Genomic DNA, 22564 nt, shown 5'->3' on the forward strand with positions numbered 1-22564 from the left:
ACGTCATGGTTTCCCTCAGAGTCACCCAAGAGGAAGCCCGGCACCCCACGCCGCGAGGAGGGTTGTATGGCCACGTTCCGCACGCCGCCGCACGCCATCGGGGACAGCAGCCTGCTGAGAATTGGATCCGCGCTGGTGCGCCCCGACCCTGCCGGCTGCCCTTTGGGCCGCGCATTGCGGGCCCGTCCCCTGGTGAAGGCACCCGGACGCCCTCCGGCCAAGCCGGTCGAGGACTTCTCCTTCAAGCCTTTCTTCGCCGTTCTCGACTCCGTCGAGCACAAAAGCCGAAGCTTGGACGAGGCCGCAGCGGATCCGGCGAACTTCCGTAAATGCACCCCCGTCCATGCCGCTTGGGCCCGCGAGGCCGCTCGCCGCTACCTGGCCGTCCGGGCAGACCTGGAGGCCGCCCGGGGTGCCGAAGGGCACGCCTCACTCCAAGCCGTCGATTCCGCATGGGTGGCCGGAAGCAAGAAGCTGCCGCAGCCGGACGCGCGCGGGGCAACACAGTACGAACGCACCGTGTGGGGACGAGAGTACGTCTCGGAAGACGGACTCGTGCGCGAGATCTGGATTCCATCCCTAGGTCCCGTCAAGCGTGACCGCCCGCCGGTGGAGATCGCGGCGGTCGCCCATGTCCTGTTGAGCGGACTTCCTTCCCTGACCCCGTTCGGCGCCCCTTCCTCCCCCTTGCCCGGCCCGCACATCCGGCCGCAGCAGGTCAGGGTGATCGGTATCGGCCTCTCTGACGGCAGCACGGAGACACTCGCCGACTGGACGGCGGACGAGACCGAGCGGCGCTACCGCGTCACGAAGGTCACGGCCGTCATGGCTGAACTTGCCGATGCCACCGAGGCCCGCCCCGGTGGTGACTGCGTGCGATGTGTGGCGCTGCCCGACTGTACGGCCGTCCCCCGGGTGCCGGGGCTGCTCGGCGTGGACTCCACACCCCGCAAACGGCGCAGCCTCTCCGTCAGCGACCTGCGTGCGTACAAGGACTGCGCCGAGCGCTACCACGCCCTCCGCGTCCTCAAGCTCCGCGACGGTCGTACCGAGAACGCCGCCATCCGCCGGGGGCGGGCGGTGGACGCCTGGCTCAACGACAGGCACGCCGAACCCTCCCGCACCTCTTGTCGAGCTGTCCCCCTCCCCGAAGAGCTGCCCGGACTCGCGGACAGCGAACAGCCCGAAGCCCTCGCCATGCTCCGACGGCACCGAGCGCACTGCCCGCTCGACGGGCTCGCGGACCACGAGACCGTCCAGCCCCAACGGCGCATCGTCGCCTACGACCCGCAGGCCGACGTGGTCCTAATCGCGGACTGCGATCTGGTCCACACCGACCGAGGTGGCGTCGTGGTCCGCGAGACCAAGACGACCACGAGCGATTACACCGACCCCGGAGGTCTGATGCGGCAGTACCCGCAGCTGGCGCTCGCCGTTCTCCTTATGGAACACGGAGTGCTCGGCGGCGACACCCTCCGCTCTCGTGTCGAACTGGAGGTGCTGCGCCCCGACGGCGTCCGCCTCGAAATGCTCGATCCTCACGACCCGCGCACCGCCGCCCGGGCCCGTGCCGAACTGCGCGAACTCGCCGCCGACTGGGCCGCCGACCGCGTCTACCGCGCCGCGCCGGCCCCCCGAACCGACTGCGGTACCTGCGAGGTGTCCCGCTGGTGCGGCACGAACCGCGAGCGATCCGGCACCCAGGGGGGTGCGGCGTGACCCACCGCCACGACAGTCTGAACGAGGACACCCTGCCGCTGCCCGCTGAGGAATGGGTCGCCCACGACGGTGTGCCGCTGCTGAAGACTCTCGCTCGGGCGCTACTTGTCCTGGAGGACACCACCGGCCTGGACGCCTTCACCCTGCCCTACCCAGCCGAGTCTCAGCGTGCGCTGGACCGCACCGTCCTGGCCTGTCTGCTACACGGTGAGGAACCGCCCGCTTCGCTTGCCGAGTTGATCGAACGCTGTCGAACGCTGCCGCTCGCCGAATGGCCTCTTGACCTGCCCCCCGATGCAGTGGGCCCGCAGGACATGCTGCTCGCCCCGGACTCAGGAAGGCCCGGCGACCTGTGTCACGAGTGGGCCGAACGCTGCCCCGACACCGCCGCCCGGTTCCGTGACCGCATGATCGTGCACACCGCGCTGCGGCTGTGTCGGGAGTACGGCGAGGAGGAGGCGTACACGGAGTTCAGGAGGTTGCTCGTGCGACGCCCGTTGCTGACCGTTGCCGAACTGTCCGTCCTCGGCGGGGACCTGGTCCTCGAGCCTGTCTATGAGCTGGTCACGAGGATCTATCAGGAGGTCCCGGACAGCTATCTCCGCGACGGTCACTACTCGACCTGCGGGCGCTGCCTCACCCTGCTGACCCCAGTCCGCGACGGTTCTTGGTGGTGCGAGCGGGACCGCTGCCGCCGGATCGGGCCGGCGCCGGTAGGACGACGACTGGAGCGGGCGGTGGTCGGGCGGCCGGTCCAACTCGAGAGACCACTGCGGCAGTTCGTCACCGGACCCGGACGGGCCGAGGCCGATCTGGAACAGAGCCTGCTCACCCTCGGACTCGACGTGCGGATGTGGCCCGGATACGACGCCTACGATCTGCTGGTCACCTTCCCCGACGGACATCGCTGGGCCATCGACGTCAAGGACTGGGCCCACCCCGTCTTTCTCGGCCGATCCGCCCGTCCGGTACCCGCGGCCCCGCCGTACGACGACGGGTTCTGGGTGGTGCCCCAGCACAGAATCGCCGCCCGGCCCGGCTATCTGGCGGCCTTCGCCCGTGCCCGGCCCGCCCGCGCCCGCGACCTTCCCCTGCTTACCGACCGTGCTCTGGTCTCGAGGGCCGCCGCCCGGCTCCGTGACCTGAAGACGCCGGGCACCCGCCCCCGCACGGCGGCAGGACCGAACCGCACATCCCCCGACGGAGTTCCCCATGCGTGACCGCAACAGCTGGAACCACGACGTCGTCCGCGACTTGAAGAGAGTGTGGTCAGGGGAGCCTGGCCTCGAAGGCCTCCATCCTGCCCACCTCTGCCAGGTCGAACTGGCCCTGCGCCTCCTCGAACGGATCGCCCCGGACGAGCCCGCCGAGAGCGCGTACGTCCTCCTCGGCGGTTACCCCTACGCGGAAGCTAAAGGGCTCGTCGCTGGTGAGAACGACCGGACCGCGCTCGCCGCCGCTCGGCACCTGCTGTGGACTCTTCGCCGCAGCCACGCCTGGCGGCACGCTCTGTCGCGGTACCGGCGCGTGCCGGACCGGTTGCGCGCCTACCACTTGCCGGAGGCCGGGGTACGGACTCCGCCCCGTCCAATCGTCCCCACCGTGGCCGCCGGTCGTGTCGTCGTCTATGACGAAGCGCTTGCCAGGATTCCCGACTTCGTGCGACGTCCCCTGCCCCTCGCGCCGGCCGGACGCAGTGAGTTCCAAGAGGGCAACCGGGCTGCGTCCGTACGCTTCCCGGCCGAACTGATCGAGGACGGGCCAGAGGGCCACGACCTTGCCGCGGGGCCCCCCGTTCGCTCGGGTCCGATCGAGATGACCCGCCAACAACTGCTCTCCACGGCTCGGTGGATGGACGCGGTGGAGCGGGACGAGGACGTCGAGCGGCCTGGCCACTGGGAGGAGCGGCTCGCTGAGCTACGCATCGCCCCGCGCGACGCCGACGGCAGAGGGTTCGCAGAGAGCGACCGAATCCTCCTGGATGGCACGCTGCACCTAGCAGGCATGGTTGGAGCGGGCAAGAGCACCTTCATGGTTCTGGCCGCCGCCACAGCGGCCCGCCACGGAATGCGTACCACCCTCGTAGTCGGCGACGCAGCCGAACAGCTCCGCCTGTGCGAATTGTTCGACACGCTCGGGCTGCCGGCCGTTCCTGTACTCGGCGTCTCCACCCGCGAAACCCATGTGCAGCGCCTCCACCGTCGGCTCGCTTCCCGTGGCCACGACAACCTTCTCGACCACCACGCTCCCGCCTTCGACAACCTCAGCACCGTTTGCGTCGCCGACGCCCTACGCGGCACCGAGGCGATCGAGCCGCTCGCCTATGCCGACGCTCCCTGTACCCGCCTCCACCCGGAGAAGGAGAAGCAAGACCCCGATGCGGGAGAAGAGCGGGAAACCACCCTGCCGGAGCCATGGCGCCCCTTACGGACACAGCCGGTCCGGCGACGCCGACCGGCTGGGCCGGACCGGGCCGGCGACGCCACTGCCACCCCACACGGCTGCCCCCTGTGGTCACGGTGCCCCCGGCACCGGGCCGCCCGCCATCAGGTCGATGCCCTGATCTGGGTCGCCAACCCCTCAAGCCTGGTGCAGAGCCCGGTCGCCTCCCACCTCAACGACGAGCGGCTCCGCCAACTGGAACTCGCCTGTCGGCGCAGCAACCTGGTCTTCGTCGACGAGGCCGACTCCGTACAGATGCGCTTCGACGAACTCTTCGCCCCCTCCGCCACTCTGGTGAAACCGGGCACCGAATCGTGGCTCGACCAGCTGCACACCCACAAGATCGAGGAACTGAGCAGGCGCGGCAGGCTCCTGCTCGCCGATCGGGACGTGGAGCAGTGGAACGCGGCCCTTTCCGTCGTCGCCACCGCCGCCGACCGGATCTTCCAGCGCCTCATCTCCGACACGGAACTGCGCGAGTGGGTGGACCAGGAGTACTTCAGCCCCTGGGCCCTTCAGGAGAAGCTGATCGCGGAATGGTTCGTGCTCACTCGTGAATCAGGTCGTCCTGAGTCGGCCGAGCCGTCTACCGAGGACGAGCACAATCTCTATGAGGGGTACGAGGACGATCCCGACGCAGTGGAGGACATTGCGGCGCCGACGACCGCTGTCGACCCTCGGCGAGCCGCGATCACCGCGGTACTGGACGAATTCCGGGACGATCCGCTGGGCGACGGAGGTTTCGAGAATCTTCTCGCCGCACGCTTGTCCGATGCCGCGAATGACCTGATGCACACCCTGTCTCCGGCGGCGGCCCGGGACCGGATCGACACCCTGCTCGACGGGCTTCTTCAGAGCACGCCCATCTTGACGGAGATGACCCCGGACCGGCGTGAGGAATGGCGGAACACCACCTGCGAGCGACTGGAGTTCGTTCTCCTCCTCTCCGTGCTCCACCAACGACTGGACCGGCTCACCTTTCTCTGGCCCATGGTGGAGGCGGTCCTCCGCCTCGACCGGCAGGGGAAGGAGCTGGCCCGCCGCGCGCCTCTCGACTATGCACCGCTCATCCCCGAGGCCCCCATGGGCAACGTCCTCGGCTACCAGTACCAACCACACGAGGACACGTACGACGAAGTGGGCCGTACCACCGGTACGCTGCGCTTTTTCCGCTGCGCGGGCGTCGGCCGCGAGCTCCTGCTCTCTCTGACCAGCCTCGGCGAGGACTGCGAGACCGGGCGACCTGGCCCCAACGTCGTCCTCATGTCGGGGACCAGCTGGGCAGGGGAATCCACACGAGCCCACATCCTGGCCCCCGTCGGAGCGGTCCTCATGCCGTCGGAGGCATCCCTGGAGGGTGTCGGCCAGACCCGGTTCGCCACGCACTTCCTCTATGACGCTTCCGGAGAACCTATGCGGCTCTCCGGCACCGACCTCGAAGCACGCATCCCTCAGGCCAGAGCCATGGCCGAGCGGTTGGCCAGGCCCGGAGCCGGCGGTGCGGGTAGCGTCCTCGATCAGGAACTCGCCCGCATTCCCGACGACCACCGTCGGCGTGTCCTACTCCTCGTGGGCAGTTACCGTGAGGCGTACGCCGTGGCCGCGACCGTCGAGGGTCAGCGCTCGGAGCGGTGGAAGCGCCGGGTTCGTGTCCTCGTACCGGACGACGCTGACCTGGGGCACCTGCCCGGTGTGGATGGCCCGGACCTCTTGGCCAGCCTCCGCCGGGGCGACCTCGCCACCTTCGCCGAGGATCCCGAGGCTGAGATCCTCGTCGCCCCGCTGATGGCCGTGGAACGCGGTCACAACATCCTCAACTCACAGGGCAGGGCGGCCTTCGGTACCGCCGTTTTCCTCGCCCGCCCGCACCCCCGCCCCGACGATCTCTCCCTCTCCGTCCACGCCCTCAACGACTGGATCACACGGTTCGTCCGCGACCAGTCACGGGACGACGACCGAGACGGTCCCGCCACCTTCACCGACCTTGTGCGCAAGGCCGAGAGCCTAGACAGAGCGGGCCATGCACTGCGTCAGGAGGCTCGAAAGGAATGGCGCCGACTGCTCTCCCGCCGCTACGCCTACTCGGCACTCCGGCCCTGGGAGAAGCGCGCCTTTGCCTGGGACCAGCTGGTAACGATGTGGCAGGTCGTCGGCCGTCTCGTACGTGGCGGAGTGCCTGCCCGGGTGCTCTTCGTCGACGCTGCCTTCGCACCGGCAGCCGCCTGGGCCTCCGCTCCCGCTGCCCGGCCGACCGGGAGCCGGCGGCTTGACGCCGGGCTCCTGCACGCCCTGCGGGCCGTACTCGACCCCTACTTCGCTCCTGCGCATCTTCTGAACTCCGGCCCGGGCTTCGCAGATCCTGCCGACCCGGCGGTGGCCCGTCTCCTCTACGGCCCCCTGTACAGCGCACTCGGACGGATCGACCACCTCAACCCTGCTCCCTGAGGGTGCACGCGCTGGCCCTACGACGGCTTGCGCGGCGCAGAGGCGCGGCACCCGGCCCGACATTCCGCTCCGGCATCTCTCCGATGCCATCCAGTACCGCTCAGACGCCGAGGGAAGACCCACGACATGCCCGTGAACTACCAGACCGTCTGTACCGCATCTTGGCTCCCGGGCGGCCGGGACGCCTCCGTCATCGGCCGCTACCGGGCTTTGCCCTTTCCCGAACAGTGGCGTGACTGCGTCCTCGAACTCTGCAACGCTGGCCGTGACGAGGACGCGGAGCCCTGGCGCACCGCACCCACCCGAGCCCTGGAGCAGGCGATCCAGGCTTACGCACCCGATGTCCTGGTCATGCCTCGCCCATTCGGAGCACGCACCGAGGGCGATCCCGCCCGCTGGCTGTACGCAGACGCCGACATTCCGGACCCGCTGCCGCCCGAGGTCCTCGCGACCCTCATCGCACACTGGTTGCGCGACCTCCGTCCTGAGCCGGAGCACCGCGGCCTGCTCCGGCAGACACGTGCCGAGCTCACCGCACACACTCCGCAGTGGGAAGCGGTCGAGCGTGAACTCGTCGCATGCGACCGTACCGACGGGGGCACCGCCGCCCCCGGCGGACACCAGTTCACGCTCACTCCGGACTGGCTGGCCCGACGCATCCTCGACCTCGGCCCTTACCCATTCGAAGGAGGCTCCCTCCATTTCCGGGCCATGCCACGCGGCCCCCGTGACAAGGGCGCCGAACTCGTCTCGCAGCCACTTCCGCACGATGCGGGCGGCTCCAAGGGCGTCTGGTGGTTCTCGATCGTCCTCAACATCACCTTGCACACCGCGCCCTTCGACCCGCTTCCCCGCTACCACTTGCACTGGAGCATCCGCCGGTGGGCGACACGGGTGAGCCCTGCGGGCGGTCGCCTGCGGCTCCCCTACGGCAGCCGCACTTCCGTCCTGCTGCGCCCCAGGGTCCCGGTTCTGCCCGGCGTACCGCTCAGCGAAAGATTCGCCGTCGCCCAGCTGGAGCGGTACCGCGACCGCGACACGGGAACCTTCAGCGACCGCTGGGCCCACGGCGGACCAGCCAGACTTCTCGGCGGAGTCGTCCTTGGCGAACAGCTACCCGGAGCCGACGACCTGCTCACAGACCCCGAGAAATGGCTCGCCGACGGGGCGCGCGCCGGCATCGTCTTCCGCACCGCGATGGGGCGCCATGAGGTCGGCGCCGGCCTGATGCCGGACCAAGTCTCCCGGCTCACCGAATGGGCCGGGCAGGCAGTGCCCGGAGAGCTGCGCATCGCGCCGCCCCACCAGCGGGTCGGCCTGACGGGCAAACGCCCCCTCAACGCCCCGCCGACGAACGTGAAGCCGGACGAGAAGGAGACGGAGGAGGCACGCAGAACGTCCGAGCGGAGGCATGCCACCGCGCTCGCGGTCTCCGCGTACGGCGGTCCCGTCGACGGTGGCCGGCCCGTCCTCGAGCTCCAGCTGGTGTGGCAGAACGCCAGTATGCGGCAGACCGCGATCATCGCACTCGTGGAACTGCTCGGTCTGCCCGGGCCCGTGGATGCGGACGCGGCCGCCATCGCAGCCGGAACCGACGAGACGGCCCATCGCGACGCCCGTGCCGACCGGCCCGTCGTCCTGAAGTGGAGCACACCCGAACTCGTTGTTCGGCTGAACTGTTTCCGCCCTGTCCACCGTCGTGCCGACGGCAGCACGGTGGCGCTCACCGACGGCCTGGAGCTCCCCGCGGGGGGCCGCCGAACGGAAGCCGTCGTGTCGGCGTCCCTGCATTCCCGCCGTAGGGAGACAGCCAACTGGCTCCGGGCCATCGAGGGCCGTGAATCTGAGCGGAGCACCCCGCCGGCTCTCGCACTGGTGGAGATCGACCGGCCTGGGGACTTCGCAAGTCCCGACCACGACTCGAAGTTCGCTCTCCGGCTCGGATTCGCCGACGCGGGCCTCGTCTCCCAGTTCCTCGCCGTCCCCAAGAAGGTCAAGGGCTACAACACCGTCGGCAATCAGCATCACCGTGCCCGCATGGCCTGGGACGACGGACTGCGCCAGCTCGGCGCGCGGGTGTACCCCAAGCTCGGGATCGACAGCGGCCTACCTGACCGACTGCGCCATGCGGCCGTGTGGATGGTCCGCAGGAACCGCACCAGTCGGAACCGGTGGGCCACGGACGTTCCGGTAGGGGTCCTGGTCACTCCCGAGGGTGACGGTATGTCCCGGATTCAGGGGTGGGATCCGGACGCGGACGACGGTGTGGGCGCCTGGGTCCCGTACCCGACCATGCTGATCAGGCTCACCCGGCTCGCCGAGGTGCGACCTCCGCTGCCCGCGCCGCGTACGGGGGAAAAGATTCCTCGGCGCCGGAGCTGGCACTCCGACCGTGCGGAGCAACGTCGGCGCGCAGAGGAATGGCTGCAACGGATCCGTGCCTCGCTCCGGCAGGAACCCACACTCCTCCTGGTCGAAGCCCAGAACGCCCGCTCTCACTGGACGTGGCTCCAGGACGGCCGTACCGAATCCGATCGCATGCGGGACGGTGAGGCGGATTCCCGGCGCCTCGATCCCGATCTGCGCCTGGTCCGAGTCCGTACCGGGCGAGGACGCGAAACCCCGCAGTGGTGGGGCGTCAATCCGGGCGACGGAGCGAATGGCATCGCGGCAGGTCTGTGGCGCCCCGCAGGAAACGAACCCGATGGCAGGGTCTTCCACTCGGCCAACTCCAAGCCCGTGCAGTTCAAATCCTCCGCCGTTGAAGCCGACAAACTTGCGCCCCGCCCTATCCGGATGGGCAAACGTAAAGGCGAACTCACCATCGACACCGGCATGGTCGGTTGGACTCCCGATCTTTTGGAGATCTCGGTTCTCGGCTGCCACCCCGAAGCTGGCGACGATCCACAGGCCCTCGCCTCCGCGGTCCACCTGCTGCGCCAGCCGCCGGACTATCCGGAAGCACTCTCACTGCCGCTCCCGCTGCACCTTGCAGGTCTCGGCCAGGACTACGTACTGCCGCACCGGGCCGCAGCTGAAACACTTTCGGACGTACCGGAGGTCATGGACCCGGTCGCGGATTCCGACCCCGTCAACAGCGTGGCAGCCGGTCTGGAGGAGGAGACTGACGCCGTCGAGACAGCCGATCAGCTGACGTTGTTCGACTGATGGCCCTGTCTATCCATCAGTCGACACATGGCGATCCAGTGCGAGGAGCGCGAGGGTCCCCCGCTGCCTCGTTGCCGGGCGGATGGGCAGCAGGTCTCGGCGTCTTCTGGCCTCGTCGGCAATCACGTACGCATCGCGGGTGGCGGACTTGTCCTCGCTGCGGTAGCCATTGGACGCCCCAATTCACCAGAGGGACAGGCATGTTAGGACCTTTTAGCAAGTTCCTGCCGTCAAGGGCGGCCGAGTCGTCGTGGGGCCGCTGAGCGGCAGAGCCTCCATGGCAACGAGACGGCAGCGGCCTGAAAGCCACGCCCGAGCGCCCCTGCGTGACCCAACCCTACGAATGGCTCGATAAGCCCGATCAAGAAAGTAGTGCGGCCCGACGAAATGAGAAGGGCGGCTGGTGCATCGGATACTCGATGCACCAGCCGCCCTTCGGCGCCCTGCGGCCCGCTGGCCCGGAGTTGTCCGCTCTCATGCTGATGCCTCCGGTCCGGCCAGCTCGAAGTCGTCCTTCGTCAGTTCGGCCCGCAGCCGTTCCTCGGCGACGTCGGCGTAGTGCTCGGACAGCTCGACGCCCACGAAGCGGCGCCCCTCGCGCAGGGCCGCGACCCCGGTGGAGCCGCTGCCGGTGAACGGGTCGAGGACGGTGCCGCCCTCGGGGCAGACCTGGACGAGCTGCTGCATGACCTCGACTGGCTTCTGGGTGATGTGAACTCGGCCCTTGCGGGGCTGGGAGGCGATGTAGTGGCCCGGCAGGTAGAGGTCGCGGGTGTTGTCGAGGGAGCCCTTGACGCCCCAGGTGATGAACTCCGAGTCCTGCTTCGGCCCGCCCTTGCGGGGCCGGCTGGACGGCTTGATCCACGGAATCGTGCCGCTCCAGGTCCATCCCGCCATCTGAAGGGCGTCGGAGGTGGTCGGCTCCTGTCGCCAGTCGGTGAAGACCATCGCGACCGCGTGCTCGGTCGAGGCCCGGTACGCCTCGGTGAGTAGTTCGGTGAGCCAGGAGCGGTAGGAGCGCTGGTCGCGGTTCTCGCCGGGGAAGTTGGCGAGGTCGTGTGCCGAGTTGCTCGTGACGTACTTGGCGCGGGCGGTACGGCCGGTTCGATCGGAGCTGGTGCGGCCTCCGGAGTTGTACGGCGGATCGGTGATCACCGCCTGGACGCTCTCGTCCGGGAGGAACTTCAGGACGGTCAGGGCGTCGCCTCGGTGCAGCGTGTAGCTCATGGGGAGGGCCTCTTCTCGGGCGCGGCGGAGTCTGGACCTGCTCCGGGCAGCGCTCAACGGCGTGTATCCGGTGCGAGGTTGCAGCGGAGGTTAGCGGCGAATTCCGGCCGCGCCTAACGAGGCGTCTCCCTGCTTCGGGCCTCTGGATGGCAGTCGTTTGGTGCGGCCGGAATCCCGGTCTACTGTCTCGCCGTGCCACCGGGAAGGAGCGCTGCTCCACCCCCGTGGAGCTGTGCTTATCCGTGCCGTCTCGTCCAATCGAGCAGCGTCGGAGGCATGTTGCCCATCTGCCCGCGAGCGCCGTGAGGAGCCCCCTGTGCATTGCCTGAGATTACGAGCGCGGCTGGCTGCCGCGCGTGACCTGAAACCGGCGTCCTGGAGCTACCAACTCCTCTGACCCGGGCCCGCCGAGAGGCGGATGCACATCGGCTCGGTGCCGACGGCTTTGCACGAGAAGTCGGCACCGCGTCTCCTTCGAACACCGAGGAGCCGCTGCGATGCAGCATGCCCTGACACACCCGCGCCCCGACCCACCTCCGTCGACTGGTCCGCACCGCCGTCGCGCTGAACGGCGGCGGCCGTGAAGAAGACGACGGGAGCCCTCGTCGGTCTGTGCGCCACCGGACCACTCCTTCTGGCACTGCCGATCCTTGGCATCGGTGCCGGGACCGCCTCGGCTTCATGCTCGACCGACGGTGCACAGGGTGTGGACGCCTCCGCCGTCGCCACGCAGGTGAAGGCCATCCTGGACGGCGGCGACAAGGGCTCGGTCTCCGTGCCGGGCCTAGACGCGCCTGCCGACCAGGTGCCCAATGCCAAGACGATCCAGGCCACGGGCGTCGCGATGAACATCCCCGCCCGAGGGCAGGTCGTCGCCCTGGCGACCGCTCTGCAGGAGAGCGGCCTGCGGAACCTGACCTACGGCGACCGCGATTCGCTGGGTCTCTTCCAGCAGCGGCCGTCGATGGGCTGGGGCACGGCCAGCCAGATCCTTGACCCGGTGCACGCCTCGACGAAGTTCTACGAGGGGCTCAAGAAGGTCTCTGGCTGGCAGTCCCTATCTGTCACCCAGGCCGCCCAGGCGGTGCAGAAGTCGGGCTTCCCCGAGGCGTATGCCAAGTGGGAGCCACTGGCCACCGCCCTGCAGAAGGCCATCGAGCCCCTGCTGCAGAAGGCTGGCGGCGCATCGCCTAGCCCATCGCCGTCCGGCTCTGCCGACACCGGCAGCCCCTCTCCCGATTCCGCGGGGGGTTGTTCAGCGGACGGCGACGGGACGGACTTCGGCACCATCCCGGCGGGCGCCCTGCCGGACGAGTACAAGATTCCCGCCTCCGCGCCGCCGAAGGTACAGACGGCGATCCGGTGGGCGCTCGGCCAGCTCGGTACCCCGTATCAGTGGGGCGGCACGTGCACCGACTCCCACGGCAAGAACCCGATGGGCCGCTGCGACTGCTCCTCCCTGATGCAGGGCGCGTACAAGGCCGCCGGGGTCGCCCTGACGCGGACCACGTACACGCAGGTCAAGGACGGCAAGGCCGTCTCGGTCGATGCCCTCAAGCCGGGCGACCTCCTCTTCAGCGAGGGGACGGCCGCCGTACCGGAACACGTCGGGATGGCGATCGGGCAGGGCCTGATCGTCCACGCCCCGCACACCGGTGACGTCGTACGGATCACCACCGTCGCGTCCTGGAAATCGCGGATTCTCGCGGCCCGCCGAGTCGTCTGACCGGCGCTCCTCCCCCTCCTCACCTCCCCTCGCACCGCTGGTTCGCCCCTCCGGGCGTTGGCGTGCGTCCATTCGAACTGGAGTTCCCATGTATCTCGCTGAACAGGTCATACAGCTCGCCTACGACCCCGGAATCAAGCCCAACGAGGGCGGGCTCCCTGGCCTCAACGTCCTCAAGCAGGTGATGGGCTCGATCAACTTGTTCGGACTCATCGCCGTGGTCGGAGCCCTCGCCGTCAGTGCCGGCGTGTGGGCCTGGGGTCACCACTCCGGTGGTCACCAGGCCGAGGCGAACGGGAAGAAGGGCGTGCTGGTCAGCGCGGGCGCGGCCCTTCTTCTCGGTGCGGCCAACGGTGTAGTGGCGTTCTTCTCGACGCTCGGGACGCAGGTCCACTGATGGCTCAGCACTCCACCCACCCCGGCGGCGCATCTCGCGTGCGCCGCCGGGCGCTGCTCGGCACTGCCGTCCTGGCGGTGCTCGTCGCCCTCGCCGGCCTGGCCGCCTACCTCACCCGCGAGGGCCGAAGCCCCTCCGATACCGCTTCCCCACCACCGAGTTCGCCCACGGCATCCTCGTCACCCGCGGCACCGTCCGGGCCACACATCAGGCCCCGCGCTCTGCCCGTTCCGCCGAAAACCCACGACCCGATCACGTACGGGAAGGCCGCCGCCGCAGCGCTGTGGTCGTACGACACCCGCGCATACTCGCAGCCCGAGCTGCGCAAGGCGCTGCACGGCTGGCTGACCACGGAGTCGAAGTACGCCGACCCGGCCTCCGTCGACCAGGCGGTCCCCTCGGCCGTGCTGTGGAAGGAGATGGCGGCCAACAAGCAGGTCGCCACCGCCAAGATCAACGAGGGGCACTTCCCGCACGCCTTCACCCAGGCCCTCCAGGACGACCCCGGGGCGATCACCCAGGCGTACGTCTACGCCGTCACGGTCTCCGGCAAGCAGTCGATTCGCTGGAAGGGCTCGGCCGCCGGCGGCGCGGAGAGCCGGTCCACCACCCTCGCGGTCCAGTGCCGACCCAACCACCCCTGCGCCCTGGTCGGCGTCATGCCGTCCGTCGCGCCCTGACCCTCGCCCCATAACGGAGGTACGACCCATGGGAGTCTGCGACTTCCCGCTGATGGACAAGGTGTGCGGCGCTGTCGACTTCGCCACCAACCCCGCCGGCACAGTCACCGACGGTCTCGGCGCGTGGATCGCGAAGTCGGCGGGCGAGCTGGCGTCCAGCGCGGCCGACCTGGCCGCCAAGGCCGTCAACAAGACGACGGCCATCGACCTCAACGCCGGGTGGTTCCGCGACAACTACGAGCTGCTGCTGCCCATCGGCCTCGCCCTGACCGTCGGCATCTTCTGCATCCAGCTCATGACCGCTGCCTGGCGTCGAGACGAACGTGCCCTCGCCAAGGCGGCGTTCGGCACCATGACCGGAGTCCTGTTCAGCTTCTCCGCCATCGCTTTCACGACCGTCGCCATCACCGTGGTGGACGCGCTGTCCGACGGCCTCTTCAAAGCCGCCAACACCTCGATCGACGACGCGATCCGTCGTGTGATCAAGGTTGATCAGATGGGGGCCATGTACGGCCTCGGCTGGGGTGTGCCCGCGCTGGTGGCCTTCGGGTGCGCGATCGGCGCCTTCCTCTACTGGGGCGTGATGGTGGCCCGCAAGGTCGGCGTCCTGATCATGGTCGCGCTCGCGGTGTTCGCCGGGGCGGGCGGCGGCTGGGAAGTCGCCAAACGGTGGCGGCGCGGCTGGATCGAGGCCACCGGCACCCTGATCGTCTCCAAGCTGTTGATGACCGTGGTCTTCCTGATCGGCGTCTCCGCCATGGGCAAGACCGACGCCAGCGACGGAATGGCGGCTCTGTCCGACGCGATGGCCGGCATCGTCGTGATGGTCCTGGTGTTGCTCTGCCCCTACGCGACGTACAAGTTCGTCCACTGGGCCAGCGACGGCGGCGGCCACGACGACATGCACCGCACCGGTGTCGCCGGCATGGCGGTCGCCGCAGGAGCCGCGAAGACCGCAGGCAGCCTCGCGCTGCGGGCCGGTACCGGCGCCCCCGCTCCGCAGGGTCCGAACCAGGTCCCCGGCGCGGGCACCGATGGCGTCGCCTCCGGCATCAACCCCTCCGGCGGCAACCTCAGCAAGGAGGGCATCGACGCCGGGCCGCCCAAGCAGCAGACCCGCTTCCGGTACGGCGAAGACCCGGACGCGAGCGGCGACAAGGGCCGGGCTCTGATCCAGCGCCCCGGGATCCCGACGCTGATCACACGTCCTGGTGAGGACGAACCGGAAGGGTCCGCATCGGCTGCCCAAGGCGTTGCGGGCGGCTCCGGTCACCTCGCAGCCGCATCGGCTCCGGGCGGCGACATGACCTCCATGCCGCCGGCCGACCCCGGACCTTCGGCCTCGGGCACTCCGGCGTCCGGGTCCGGACCGTCGGCCACCGGCTCCGCGACGCCGACGAACTGGGTGTATCCCACCCAGCCGCCGTCGGGTTCCTGACCCACATCCCCGGGGGCGGGCCGCACTCCACGGCCCGCCCCCGCCTCCCACCAGCAGGAAGGTTTCGCCATGACGTCCAGAAGAGCGCCGCGCGCCCCGTCCTCCGCCCGCTCTCACCGTCTGGAACCACCATGTCCGGCAAGCACCAGTCCTCCACGCCCACCGTGAAGTTCCCACACCGCAGCAGGCGCGGCGTCCTGCTCGGCCTGTCCGTCCCGCAGTTGGTCGTCGCCGGGCTCACCGGCCTTCTCCTTCTCGCCGTGATCCTCGCCCGCGGTGTGGTCGGCGCCCTCCAGCTCATCCCGCTGTGGGCCGTGATCGCTCTGCTCGTCTTCGTCCGCCACCGAGGCCGTGCTCTGGCGGACTGGGCCCCGATCGTCGTCCGGTACGCGCTGCGCCGGATGCGAGGCCAGCTCGTCTGGCTCACCCGGCCCTCTCGCCGGCCGACCCGCGAGGGACTGCTCCACCTTCCCGGCACCGCTGCCAGCCTGCGCGTGACCACTGCTCCCGACGGCAAGTACGGCGCCGTCCACAACCCGCACACCGGGACGCTGACCGCGGTGGTCAAGGTCTCCTCCCGCGCCTACGCCCTGCTCGACCCCGGCACCCAGCAGGCCAACGTCGGCGGCTGGGGACGCGCGCTGGCAGCTCTCGCCCGTACCGGGCAGATCGCCCGCATCCAGGTGATCGAGCGCACCATCCCCGACTCCGGCGACGCGCTGCGCCGCTACTGGGAAGAGCACGGCCGCCCCAACACCCCGATGGCCGGCGCGATCTACAACGAGCTGATCCAAAGCGCCGGTCCCGCAGCCGCCCCGCACGAGGCGTACGTCGCGGTGTCCCTGGACACCAAGGCGGCCCGTCGGCTGATCAACCAGGCTGGCGGCGGTCTCACCGGTGCCTTCAGCGTCCTCGCCCAGCTCACCTCCATGTTCGACCAGGCGGCGCGGACCGCCGGTCTCACCCCGACGGGCTGGCTCACCGCCCGCGAGATCGCCGCCGTGGTGCGCACTTCCTATGACCCGAAGGCGCTGGCGACACTCGACCGCTGGTCCACGGCCGGTCGCCCTGAGGCCGAGCCCGCCGCCGCCGGACCCGTCGTGGTCGTCGAGAAGGCGGACCACATCGCCACCGACTCCGCCGTGCACGCCACCTACTGGGTGGAGAACTGGCCGCGCACCGAGACCAGCGCCGGCTTCCTGCACCAGCTCCTGTTCACCGGCGGGGTGCGGCGCACGCTGTCGCTCTCCTACGAGCCGAAGAACCTCGACGCCGCCCTGCGCGACGTGCAGCGCAAGAAGTCCAGCGTGATCGCCGACGCCGCCGAACGGGCCCGGCGCGGCCAGGTCGACTCCGAGGCGGACTCGATCGAGTACCAGGACATCAAGTCCCGCGAACGCCAGCTCATCGCCGGGCACGCCGACGTCGCCCTGACCGGTCTGCTGACCGTCTCGGCCGACACCGAGGACGAGCTGCGCACCGCCTGCGCCGTCGTGGAGACCGCCGCTGTCGGCGCCCAGCTCGATCTCCGGCCGCTGACCTGGCAGCAGGCCGAGGCGTTCACCGCCGCCGCCCTGCCGCTCGCGCTCGCTGCCTGACCCTTCCCTTCGAAAGAGCACCCTCATGTCCCGCACCGCCAGCCCGACCGCGCAGGACTTCGTGCCCTTCGCCACCGCCGCGCTCGACTTCCACCGGGCGCTCAACATCCCGGGCGGCCCGCTGGTCACCACCCGGGCCGAGCTGGACGCCCTGCACGCGCACCTCGTTTCGCTGTACGGGCTGCTCGACGCCCACACCGGTCGCACCGGGCAGCTCGTCGCGGTCGAGGGCGACCAGCTCCGTACCGCCCGCACCCGCATCTGGCAGGCCGCCGAGCACCTCCACGCCGCCTACCACGCGGCGCCCCGGCCGGACTCCAGCGAGATCCCCGCACCGGAGGCGTGCCAGGCCGGCCTTCCGGAGGGAGCACCGGAACTGACCATCTGCCAGCGCCACCAGCGCACCGCTCATCTCGTCCGGCGGCGCACCACCCCGGCCGACCTGCACGCACCGTTCACCGGCCTCGTCCGCCGCTGACCCACCCCTCATCTGGAGAAACGCTCATGCCCCGTACCCGCGCCAGCGCCTCCCCCCTGTTCGTGCCCCGTAAGACGACACGCGCCGAACAGCGAGCCGCCCGAGCCGGTTTCACCGAAGCCCGCCGCCAGGCACGCCTCGCCGGAAACCCGCCCAAGCACCGCGCCGAGCAGACCCTCGACCCGGATCTGCGGCCCACCTACCCGCCCGCCGGTCGCCCCGGTCCGGCCTCCGCCCGCGGCGGCAAGCTCGCCCTGCCCGCCCACCGGATGACCACCGCCACAGCCAGTGGCGCGTACCCGTTCGTGGCCGAGGGCGGCCTGGGCGCCGAAGGGGTGTTCATCGGCCGCGATGTGCACGCGGAGGCGGCCTTCTGCTTCGACCCGTTCTCGCTCTACAACAGCGGCAGGGTGGAGGGCTTCACCAACCCCAACGCGGTCCTGGCCGGGATCATCGGCATGGGCAAGTCGGCGCTGGCGAAGTCGATCGCCACCCGGTCGATCGCCCACGGCTACCGGATCTACATCCCCTGCGATCCCAAGGGGGAGTGGACCGGCGTCTCGCAGGCCCTCGGCGGCTACAGCATCGCCCTGGGCCCGGGGCTCCCCGGCCGGTTGAACCCGCTGGACGCCCCGGCCCGTCCCGCCTCCGTGAGCGAGGAGGACTGGTTCACGGAGGTTCGCAAGCGCCGTCTGCTGCTGCTGGCCAGCCTCGCCCGCACCGTGCTGAAGCGCGACCTGCTGCCGATGGAGCACACCGCCCTCGACCTGGCCCTGGATCTGGTCGTCGCCGACGCCGCCGCCCGGGGCACGGTGCCGCTGCTCGGCGAGATCGCGCACGTACTCGGCTCCCCCGAACGCCTCGACCAGGCCCTCGGCCACCAGGCGGGGCACCTAGGTTCAGCCGCCCAGGACCTCGCCCATGCCTTGCGACGGCTCGTGCACGGCGACTTGAGCGGCATGTTCGACGCGCCGAGCACCGTGTCGTTCGACCCGACCACACCGATGCTGTCCATCGATCTCTCCCGTCTCGGCGGCTCCGGTGACGACACGGCACTGGTGCTCGCGATGACGTGCGCGAGCGCGTGGATGGAGTCAGCCCTCAGTGATCCCGATGGTGGTCGGCGCTGGGTGATCTACGACGAGGCGTGGCGACTGATGCGGCACGTCGGGCTGCTGGAGCGGATGCAGAGCCAGTGGAAGCTCTCCCGAGGGCTGGGCATCGCGAACCTCATGGTGATCCACCGGCTCAGCGACTTGCTCTCGGCGGGCGACGCCGGTTCACGCGGCCGAGTCCTGGCCGAGGGGCTCCTCGCGGACTGCAGCACGCGCATCATCTACCGCCAGGAGCCCGACCAGCTCGCCGCCGCTGCCTCTCTGCTCGGCCTGACCGGCGTCGAGACCCAGGCGGTGTCCGCCCTGACCAAGGGCCGAGGTCTGTGGAAGGTCGCAGGCCGCTCGTTCATCACCCAGCACATCCTCCACCCGGCCGAGCGGGAGCTGTTCGACACAGACGCCCGCATGGCCGCCTAGCCCAACGACCAGCACAGCAACGGGAATCGATCATGTCTGCTTCTTCCACTCCTTCCTCCGGTGACAACCAGCCGTCGCAGGCCACCGACCCTTTGGCGTGGCGACGGCACCTCCCGGCACTGGCCTCGGCCGCCGCCGGGATCAACGAGGCGTGCGACGCCTGGGACGCGGTTTCGGACTCCCTCTGCGACGCGGACGGCTGGCCGCTGGACGACAAGGTCTACGGGGACGGGAAGGTCAAGCGGGACGCCGAAGCGTGGAAGCACGCCGAAGTGTTCCTCGACCACGGACCCGAGGTGCTGGCCGGGGTCCGCGCCGCCGCCGGCCCCGACTACGTCGAGGGGCCGATCAGTGACGACCTCCGTCGGATACGCGGGATCGACACCATCCTGCTCCGGGCGGAGGAACTGCGGCACGAATGGGCCGACGTCATGGCGCTTATGGACGGTTCGCAGCCGAGCGTGCTCCACCTCTACAAGGAGCGTGCCGAGGAGCACCGCAACACCGAAGGCTGGCACTACTCACACGAACTCGGCTCCAAGGGACCGGCGTTGGTGCGCGTCGGCGAATACCTCGCTCACCGAGCGGACACCGAACGGCCGGCGCAGACCGAGCGGGCTCGCGTCGCCCTGACCCGCTCGACGCACAACGCCCCTGCCGGATCACCTGCTTCGCCCCAGCTCCCACCGGCATCGCAACCGCCAGCTCTCGGTCGCTCGCGGTGATCCCTAGCACGCAGTCACGGCAGCGCCAAACTGCCCGATCACCAGATCCTCATGGACCACCGCACTCCTTCAAGCTCCACGCCCCGTCGGCTCCCGCCGTGCGGCGGGACGTTCGCAACGGAGAACTCCACGCACCACGAAACCCCGCCCCCGACCGCCGTGTCCGATCCGCGTCGCCTTCAAGCCGCCCTCTGCTCCGCACTCGGGCAGCGCGGCCTGGAGGGCACCGTCGAGTATGGCCTCAGCGACTACATCGTCCACGCCGAGCTTCCCGACGGCAGTTCGCTGATCATCTCGCCCCCGCAGGAGCCACCCTCCGAGCACCCCGAGACCCCGGAAAGCTGGATGGTCACCCGCCACCGGTCCGCCGAGCCCGCCGTCTACGAGGTGATCTACGACTCCGAGCCGGACGGTCCGCATGCGCGTCACGGCGGCAGCGTGCCGGATCTCCTCTCCGCTGTCGACGCCCGCCTGGACCAGCTTGGCGTACCGACACGCCAGGAGCAGGAACGTTCCGGCGAGGCGCGCGCCGCCACCGTGCTCCCGCCCGACTCCGCTCCATCCCGGGCGAGGGTCGCTCTCGCCTCTTCGCCGTCGGTCGGCCAGCGCGTGCTCCCGACCGGTCCGCCGCCGGAGTCTTCCGCGCGGGCCGCGCCGCCGCCGGCCAGTTCCTCATCCGCTCCCCGGCTCTGACCGACCGCGATCCAGGAGTCCTCCGTGCACCGCACCCTCAGAACTGATCCGCCCGTCGCCCGCACCTGTAACCGCACCCGCCTCGGATGGATCTGCCATGCCCAGCCACTACGACGTGCTGCCCGACCTGGCCTTCGGCCACCACCCCGTCCACGGCATCGTCGCCGCGAACCCGAAGAACCTCGCGGCCAGCACCTGGATGCTCAGGGGATTCGACTTCCATCCCGTCCCCGACCAGCCGACGTTGTACGCGCTAGCCGACCAGAACCGTGACGGACACGGCCGTACGAGCCGGGCCATCGAGCTGCTGCGCAAGGCCGGCTACCAGGTCGATGTGGACGTCGCCCTTGACCCTGCGCTGGCGCCCGAAACGGCACAGGTACGCGACCACGGTCCGCTCGGTGAACCAGACGTCGCCTTCGCCGATCACCCGCAGCTCGGCATCGTCGCAGCCCTCGACGACCGTGTCTCCGGCCTCAGCGGGCTCGCGCTGGTGGAGGACGGCTGGCGGCACAACTCGAGCCTGGACATCTACACGCTCCCCGCGACCACCGATCGCGTCGAGGCGCTGGGGAAAGTCGCCGACGCCACGGTGGCCCTGCACCGTTCGGGGCTCCAGGTCGCAGTGCAGCCACGCCTCGCTCAAGAGGTGACGGCTCGGCACCGCCCTGCTGCCGCGCCGACCGCTGGCCGTGAGCGCGGCCGTGGTCCCGCTCGCGCGTCTCCGTTGAGCGCCGCCGCGCTCGCCGCCAGCCCGGCCCGTGCCGGTATCCCGGGCAGGGCGCCGGTCCCCGCCGCCGCCGTCACCACACCGGCGGTCCGGCCGGTTGACCCCCGCGTCGCGTACTCCCGCGACCGCTGATCCAACTCCTCAAGGAGGCCCTTCCATGGCCGTGAAGACGATCTGGCCCATCGACCACACCTGCGGTCACCATGCCGACCGCGACTTGTCCGACCGACCGGCCGACCGCCGCGCCGGATTCGCCGAGTGGCTCGCCAGGCAGGAGTGCACGGACTGCTGGCGCGCATCGAACGAGGGCAACGAGCAGGACAAGGCCGCCTGGCTCAAGGCGAAGCGCGCCGAGGAGCAGACGGCGTCCGAAGCTTGGTCCGAGCAGTACCGGATGCCTCCCCTGGAGGGGACCGAGCGGGCCGTTCCCTGGGGCGTGCGCTGTCGTCACCAGATCCTGACCAACGCCTACACCGCACTGGTCACCGAAGGCACGACCAGCGAAGCGGAGTGGGCGGAGATCGAGGAGAACGCTCGTACGGTGACCCGCGCCGGGTGGTGGATAGACCAGAGGTCGTCCGAGCCCGAGGACCTCGCCGAACTGCTCATGGCCGCCACCGGGGCCGACCGGCCGACAGAGAATCCCTTCGTCTGAACGACCGGGTGCCCTGCTGCGGCGGGGCGCCCGGCTGACCGCCGCCGTGCGGCCTCTACCAGCGCTTCTCGGCCGGACCAAACCCCGGATTTGCCGGACGCTCTGCCCACTGGCCCACCTCCAACGGGTCCTTCGCTCCCTCTGCCCCGGAGACTTCCGTGCCTACCTCGATCACCATCACGTCCGAGTTCAGCGGCAGCGTCGTTGCCAAGGGCGCTACTGATGACCTCTCCGCGCAGCTCCTCCGTCACGCCGGTTTCAAGCAGATCGACGACTGGCACGGCCGACGCCATCGCCTGCCCACCACCACTCCGCTCGCCGACCAGGTCGCCATCGCCAGCCATGCGGCCGAGATGCTTCGAGCCGCTCGCTATGACGTCACCCTTCCGCCGTCCCTCGACACGGCCCGGATGAGCCCTCCGGTGCATGCGCTGGGGCCCTACGCCGCCGGAGCCGAACTCCTCAGCATCACGGACCAGATCCGTGCGGCCGAAGACGGAGCCAGCCTTCAGCGGGCAGTCGACCACCTGCTTCACCCCGAGCACGGTGCGCTGGAGCGTGTCCGGGAGGCGCTGGAAGCAGCGGGAGAACAGGTCAACGACCTGGACGACGACGCGTATGCGCTCGCCGACCGGTTCGGCTTCGCCTCGGAGTTCGTCAGCTCGGCCCAGTCCGAACTCGGCGACTCCGAGGCCGAGCTACGCCGCGTCGGCGCCGCTTCGACGAGTAACTCGGCAGCACGGACCGTCCGTGATCACCGTGATGCCGCTCTGGCCACTTCTCCTGCTGCGAACCAGGCCAAGGTCTCCTCGGCGTCCAGTTCCCAGACGGCGCCGCTCACTACAACGGGTCACCCGCCGCGCGCCGCAACGCCCCGACGGTGACCCCGGCGGCTCTCTTCGCCGTCGGCC

General features: G+C 70.0%; 17 protein-coding genes. 16 read left to right on the forward strand and 1 reads right to left on the reverse strand.

Annotated features, from left to right (window positions below; genetic code table 11):
* Nucleotides 1-66: 66 nt before the first annotated feature.
* From ACGF2Y_RS08090 to ACGF2Y_RS08105, 4 genes are all read left to right on the forward strand, one after another.
* Nucleotides 67-1719 (forward strand): PD-(D/E)XK nuclease family protein, encoded by a 1653-nt coding sequence (locus ACGF2Y_RS08090; RefSeq protein ID WP_392944093.1) that lies wholly within the window; start codon nt 67-69, stop codon nt 1717-1719.
* A complete protein-coding gene (locus ACGF2Y_RS08095; protein WP_392944095.1) occupies nt 1716-2939 on the forward strand; it encodes a hypothetical protein in 1224 nt (407 codons plus the stop codon). Before ACGF2Y_RS08090 ends, ACGF2Y_RS08095 begins: the two co-directional genes overlap by 4 nt.
* A complete protein-coding gene (locus tag ACGF2Y_RS08100) occupies nt 2932-6606 on the forward strand; it encodes a hypothetical protein (RefSeq protein ID WP_392944097.1) in 3675 nt (1224 codons plus the stop codon). Before ACGF2Y_RS08095 ends, ACGF2Y_RS08100 begins: the two co-directional genes overlap by 8 nt.
* A 126-nt stretch (nt 6607-6732) precedes the next feature.
* Nucleotides 6733-9774 carry a pPIWI_RE module domain-containing protein gene (locus ACGF2Y_RS08105; protein WP_392944099.1) on the forward strand — a complete coding sequence of 1014 codons (3042 nt, stop codon included), beginning with the start codon at nt 6733-6735 and terminating at the stop codon, nt 9772-9774.
* 474 nt (nt 9775-10248) lie between these two features.
* Here ACGF2Y_RS08105 and ACGF2Y_RS08110 read toward each other — a convergent pair whose 3' ends face one another.
* Nucleotides 10249-11001 (reverse strand): DNA-methyltransferase, encoded by a 753-nt coding sequence (locus tag ACGF2Y_RS08110; RefSeq protein WP_392944101.1) that lies wholly within the window; start codon nt 10999-11001, stop codon nt 10249-10251.
* 580 nt (nt 11002-11581) lie between these two features.
* Here ACGF2Y_RS08110 and ACGF2Y_RS08115 point away from each other — a divergent pair.
* From ACGF2Y_RS08115 to ACGF2Y_RS08170, 12 genes are all read left to right on the forward strand, one after another.
* Nucleotides 11582-12727 carry a C40 family peptidase gene (locus tag ACGF2Y_RS08115; RefSeq protein ID WP_392944103.1) on the forward strand — a complete coding sequence of 382 codons (1146 nt, stop codon included), beginning with the start codon at nt 11582-11584 and terminating at the stop codon, nt 12725-12727.
* A gap of 88 nt (nt 12728-12815) precedes the next feature.
* A complete protein-coding gene (locus ACGF2Y_RS08120; RefSeq protein WP_011029048.1) occupies nt 12816-13124 on the forward strand; it encodes a DUF6112 family protein in 309 nt (102 codons plus the stop codon).
* Entirely contained in the window at nt 13124-13804 is a 681-nt protein-coding gene (locus ACGF2Y_RS08125; protein WP_211040208.1) for a hypothetical protein, read from the forward strand. The genes ACGF2Y_RS08120 and ACGF2Y_RS08125 overlap by 1 nt, the downstream gene beginning before the upstream one ends.
* A gap of 28 nt (nt 13805-13832) precedes the next feature.
* Nucleotides 13833-15242, forward strand: coding sequence for an ATP-binding protein (locus ACGF2Y_RS08130; RefSeq protein ID WP_211040209.1), 1410 nt, complete (start codon nt 13833-13835; stop codon nt 15240-15242).
* A gap of 131 nt (nt 15243-15373) precedes the next feature.
* Nucleotides 15374-16840 carry an SCO6880 family protein gene (locus tag ACGF2Y_RS08135; protein WP_392944107.1) on the forward strand — a complete coding sequence of 489 codons (1467 nt, stop codon included), beginning with the start codon at nt 15374-15376 and terminating at the stop codon, nt 16838-16840.
* A 25-nt stretch (nt 16841-16865) separates the two neighbouring features.
* Nucleotides 16866-17318 (forward strand): DUF6238 family protein, encoded by a 453-nt coding sequence (locus ACGF2Y_RS08140; RefSeq protein ID WP_211040211.1) that lies wholly within the window; start codon nt 16866-16868, stop codon nt 17316-17318.
* Nucleotides 17319-17344: 26 nt separating this feature from the next.
* Nucleotides 17345-18850: an ATP-binding protein gene (locus ACGF2Y_RS08145; RefSeq protein WP_242735763.1), complete on the forward strand. Its 1506-nt coding sequence runs from the start codon at nt 17345-17347 to the stop codon at nt 18848-18850.
* Between the two features lie 32 nt (nt 18851-18882).
* Nucleotides 18883-19575 (forward strand): hypothetical protein, encoded by a 693-nt coding sequence (locus ACGF2Y_RS08150; protein WP_236073045.1) that lies wholly within the window; start codon nt 18883-18885, stop codon nt 19573-19575.
* Nucleotides 19576-19734: 159 nt separating this feature from the next.
* Complete coding sequence (locus ACGF2Y_RS08155) at nt 19735-20268, forward strand: hypothetical protein (protein WP_211040213.1); 534 nt, start codon at nt 19735-19737, stop codon at nt 20266-20268.
* Nucleotides 20269-20365: 97 nt separating this feature from the next.
* Nucleotides 20366-21130: a hypothetical protein gene (locus tag ACGF2Y_RS08160; protein WP_211040214.1), complete on the forward strand. Its 765-nt coding sequence runs from the start codon at nt 20366-20368 to the stop codon at nt 21128-21130.
* A gap of 25 nt (nt 21131-21155) precedes the next feature.
* Nucleotides 21156-21653, forward strand: a complete 498-nt coding sequence (locus ACGF2Y_RS08165) for a hypothetical protein (protein ID WP_211040215.1) — start codon at nt 21156-21158, stop codon at nt 21651-21653.
* Nucleotides 21654-21811: 158 nt separating this feature from the next.
* Nucleotides 21812-22537 carry a hypothetical protein gene (locus ACGF2Y_RS08170; RefSeq protein ID WP_211040216.1) on the forward strand — a complete coding sequence of 242 codons (726 nt, stop codon included), beginning with the start codon at nt 21812-21814 and terminating at the stop codon, nt 22535-22537.
* Nucleotides 22538-22564 lie beyond the last annotated feature (27 nt).

It is taken from the genome of Streptomyces sp. NPDC048142, from assembly GCF_043202835.1.
Lineage (GTDB): Bacteria > Actinomycetota > Actinomycetes > Streptomycetales > Streptomycetaceae > Streptomyces.

Excerpts from the sequence above, each read along its gene's own strand:
- ACGF2Y_RS08090 (WP_392944093.1), top strand. The coding sequence starts at position 67 with ATGGCCACGTTCCGCACGCCGCCGCACGCCATCGGGGACAGCAGCCTG.
- ACGF2Y_RS08100 (WP_392944097.1), top strand. The coding sequence starts at position 2,932 with ATGCGTGACCGCAACAGCTGGAACCACGACGTCGTCCGCGACTTGAAG.
- ACGF2Y_RS08105 (WP_392944099.1), top strand. The coding sequence starts at position 6,733 with ATGCCCGTGAACTACCAGACCGTCTGTACCGCATCTTGGCTCCCGGGC.
- ACGF2Y_RS08110 (WP_392944101.1), bottom strand. The coding sequence starts at position 11,001 with ATGAGCTACACGCTGCACCGAGGCGACGCCCTGACCGTCCTGAAGTTC.
- ACGF2Y_RS08120 (WP_011029048.1), top strand. The coding sequence starts at position 12,816 with ATGTATCTCGCTGAACAGGTCATACAGCTCGCCTACGACCCCGGAATC.
- ACGF2Y_RS08125 (WP_211040208.1), top strand. The coding sequence starts at position 13,124 with ATGGCTCAGCACTCCACCCACCCCGGCGGCGCATCTCGCGTGCGCCGC.
- ACGF2Y_RS08130 (WP_211040209.1), top strand. The coding sequence starts at position 13,833 with ATGGGAGTCTGCGACTTCCCGCTGATGGACAAGGTGTGCGGCGCTGTC.
- ACGF2Y_RS08135 (WP_392944107.1), top strand. The coding sequence starts at position 15,374 with ATGTCCGGCAAGCACCAGTCCTCCACGCCCACCGTGAAGTTCCCACAC.
- ACGF2Y_RS08140 (WP_211040211.1), top strand. The coding sequence starts at position 16,866 with ATGTCCCGCACCGCCAGCCCGACCGCGCAGGACTTCGTGCCCTTCGCC.
- ACGF2Y_RS08145 (WP_242735763.1), top strand. The coding sequence starts at position 17,345 with ATGCCCCGTACCCGCGCCAGCGCCTCCCCCCTGTTCGTGCCCCGTAAG.
- ACGF2Y_RS08150 (WP_236073045.1), top strand. The coding sequence starts at position 18,883 with ATGTCTGCTTCTTCCACTCCTTCCTCCGGTGACAACCAGCCGTCGCAG.
- ACGF2Y_RS08160 (WP_211040214.1), top strand. The coding sequence starts at position 20,366 with ATGCCCAGCCACTACGACGTGCTGCCCGACCTGGCCTTCGGCCACCAC.
- ACGF2Y_RS08165 (WP_211040215.1), top strand. The coding sequence starts at position 21,156 with ATGGCCGTGAAGACGATCTGGCCCATCGACCACACCTGCGGTCACCAT.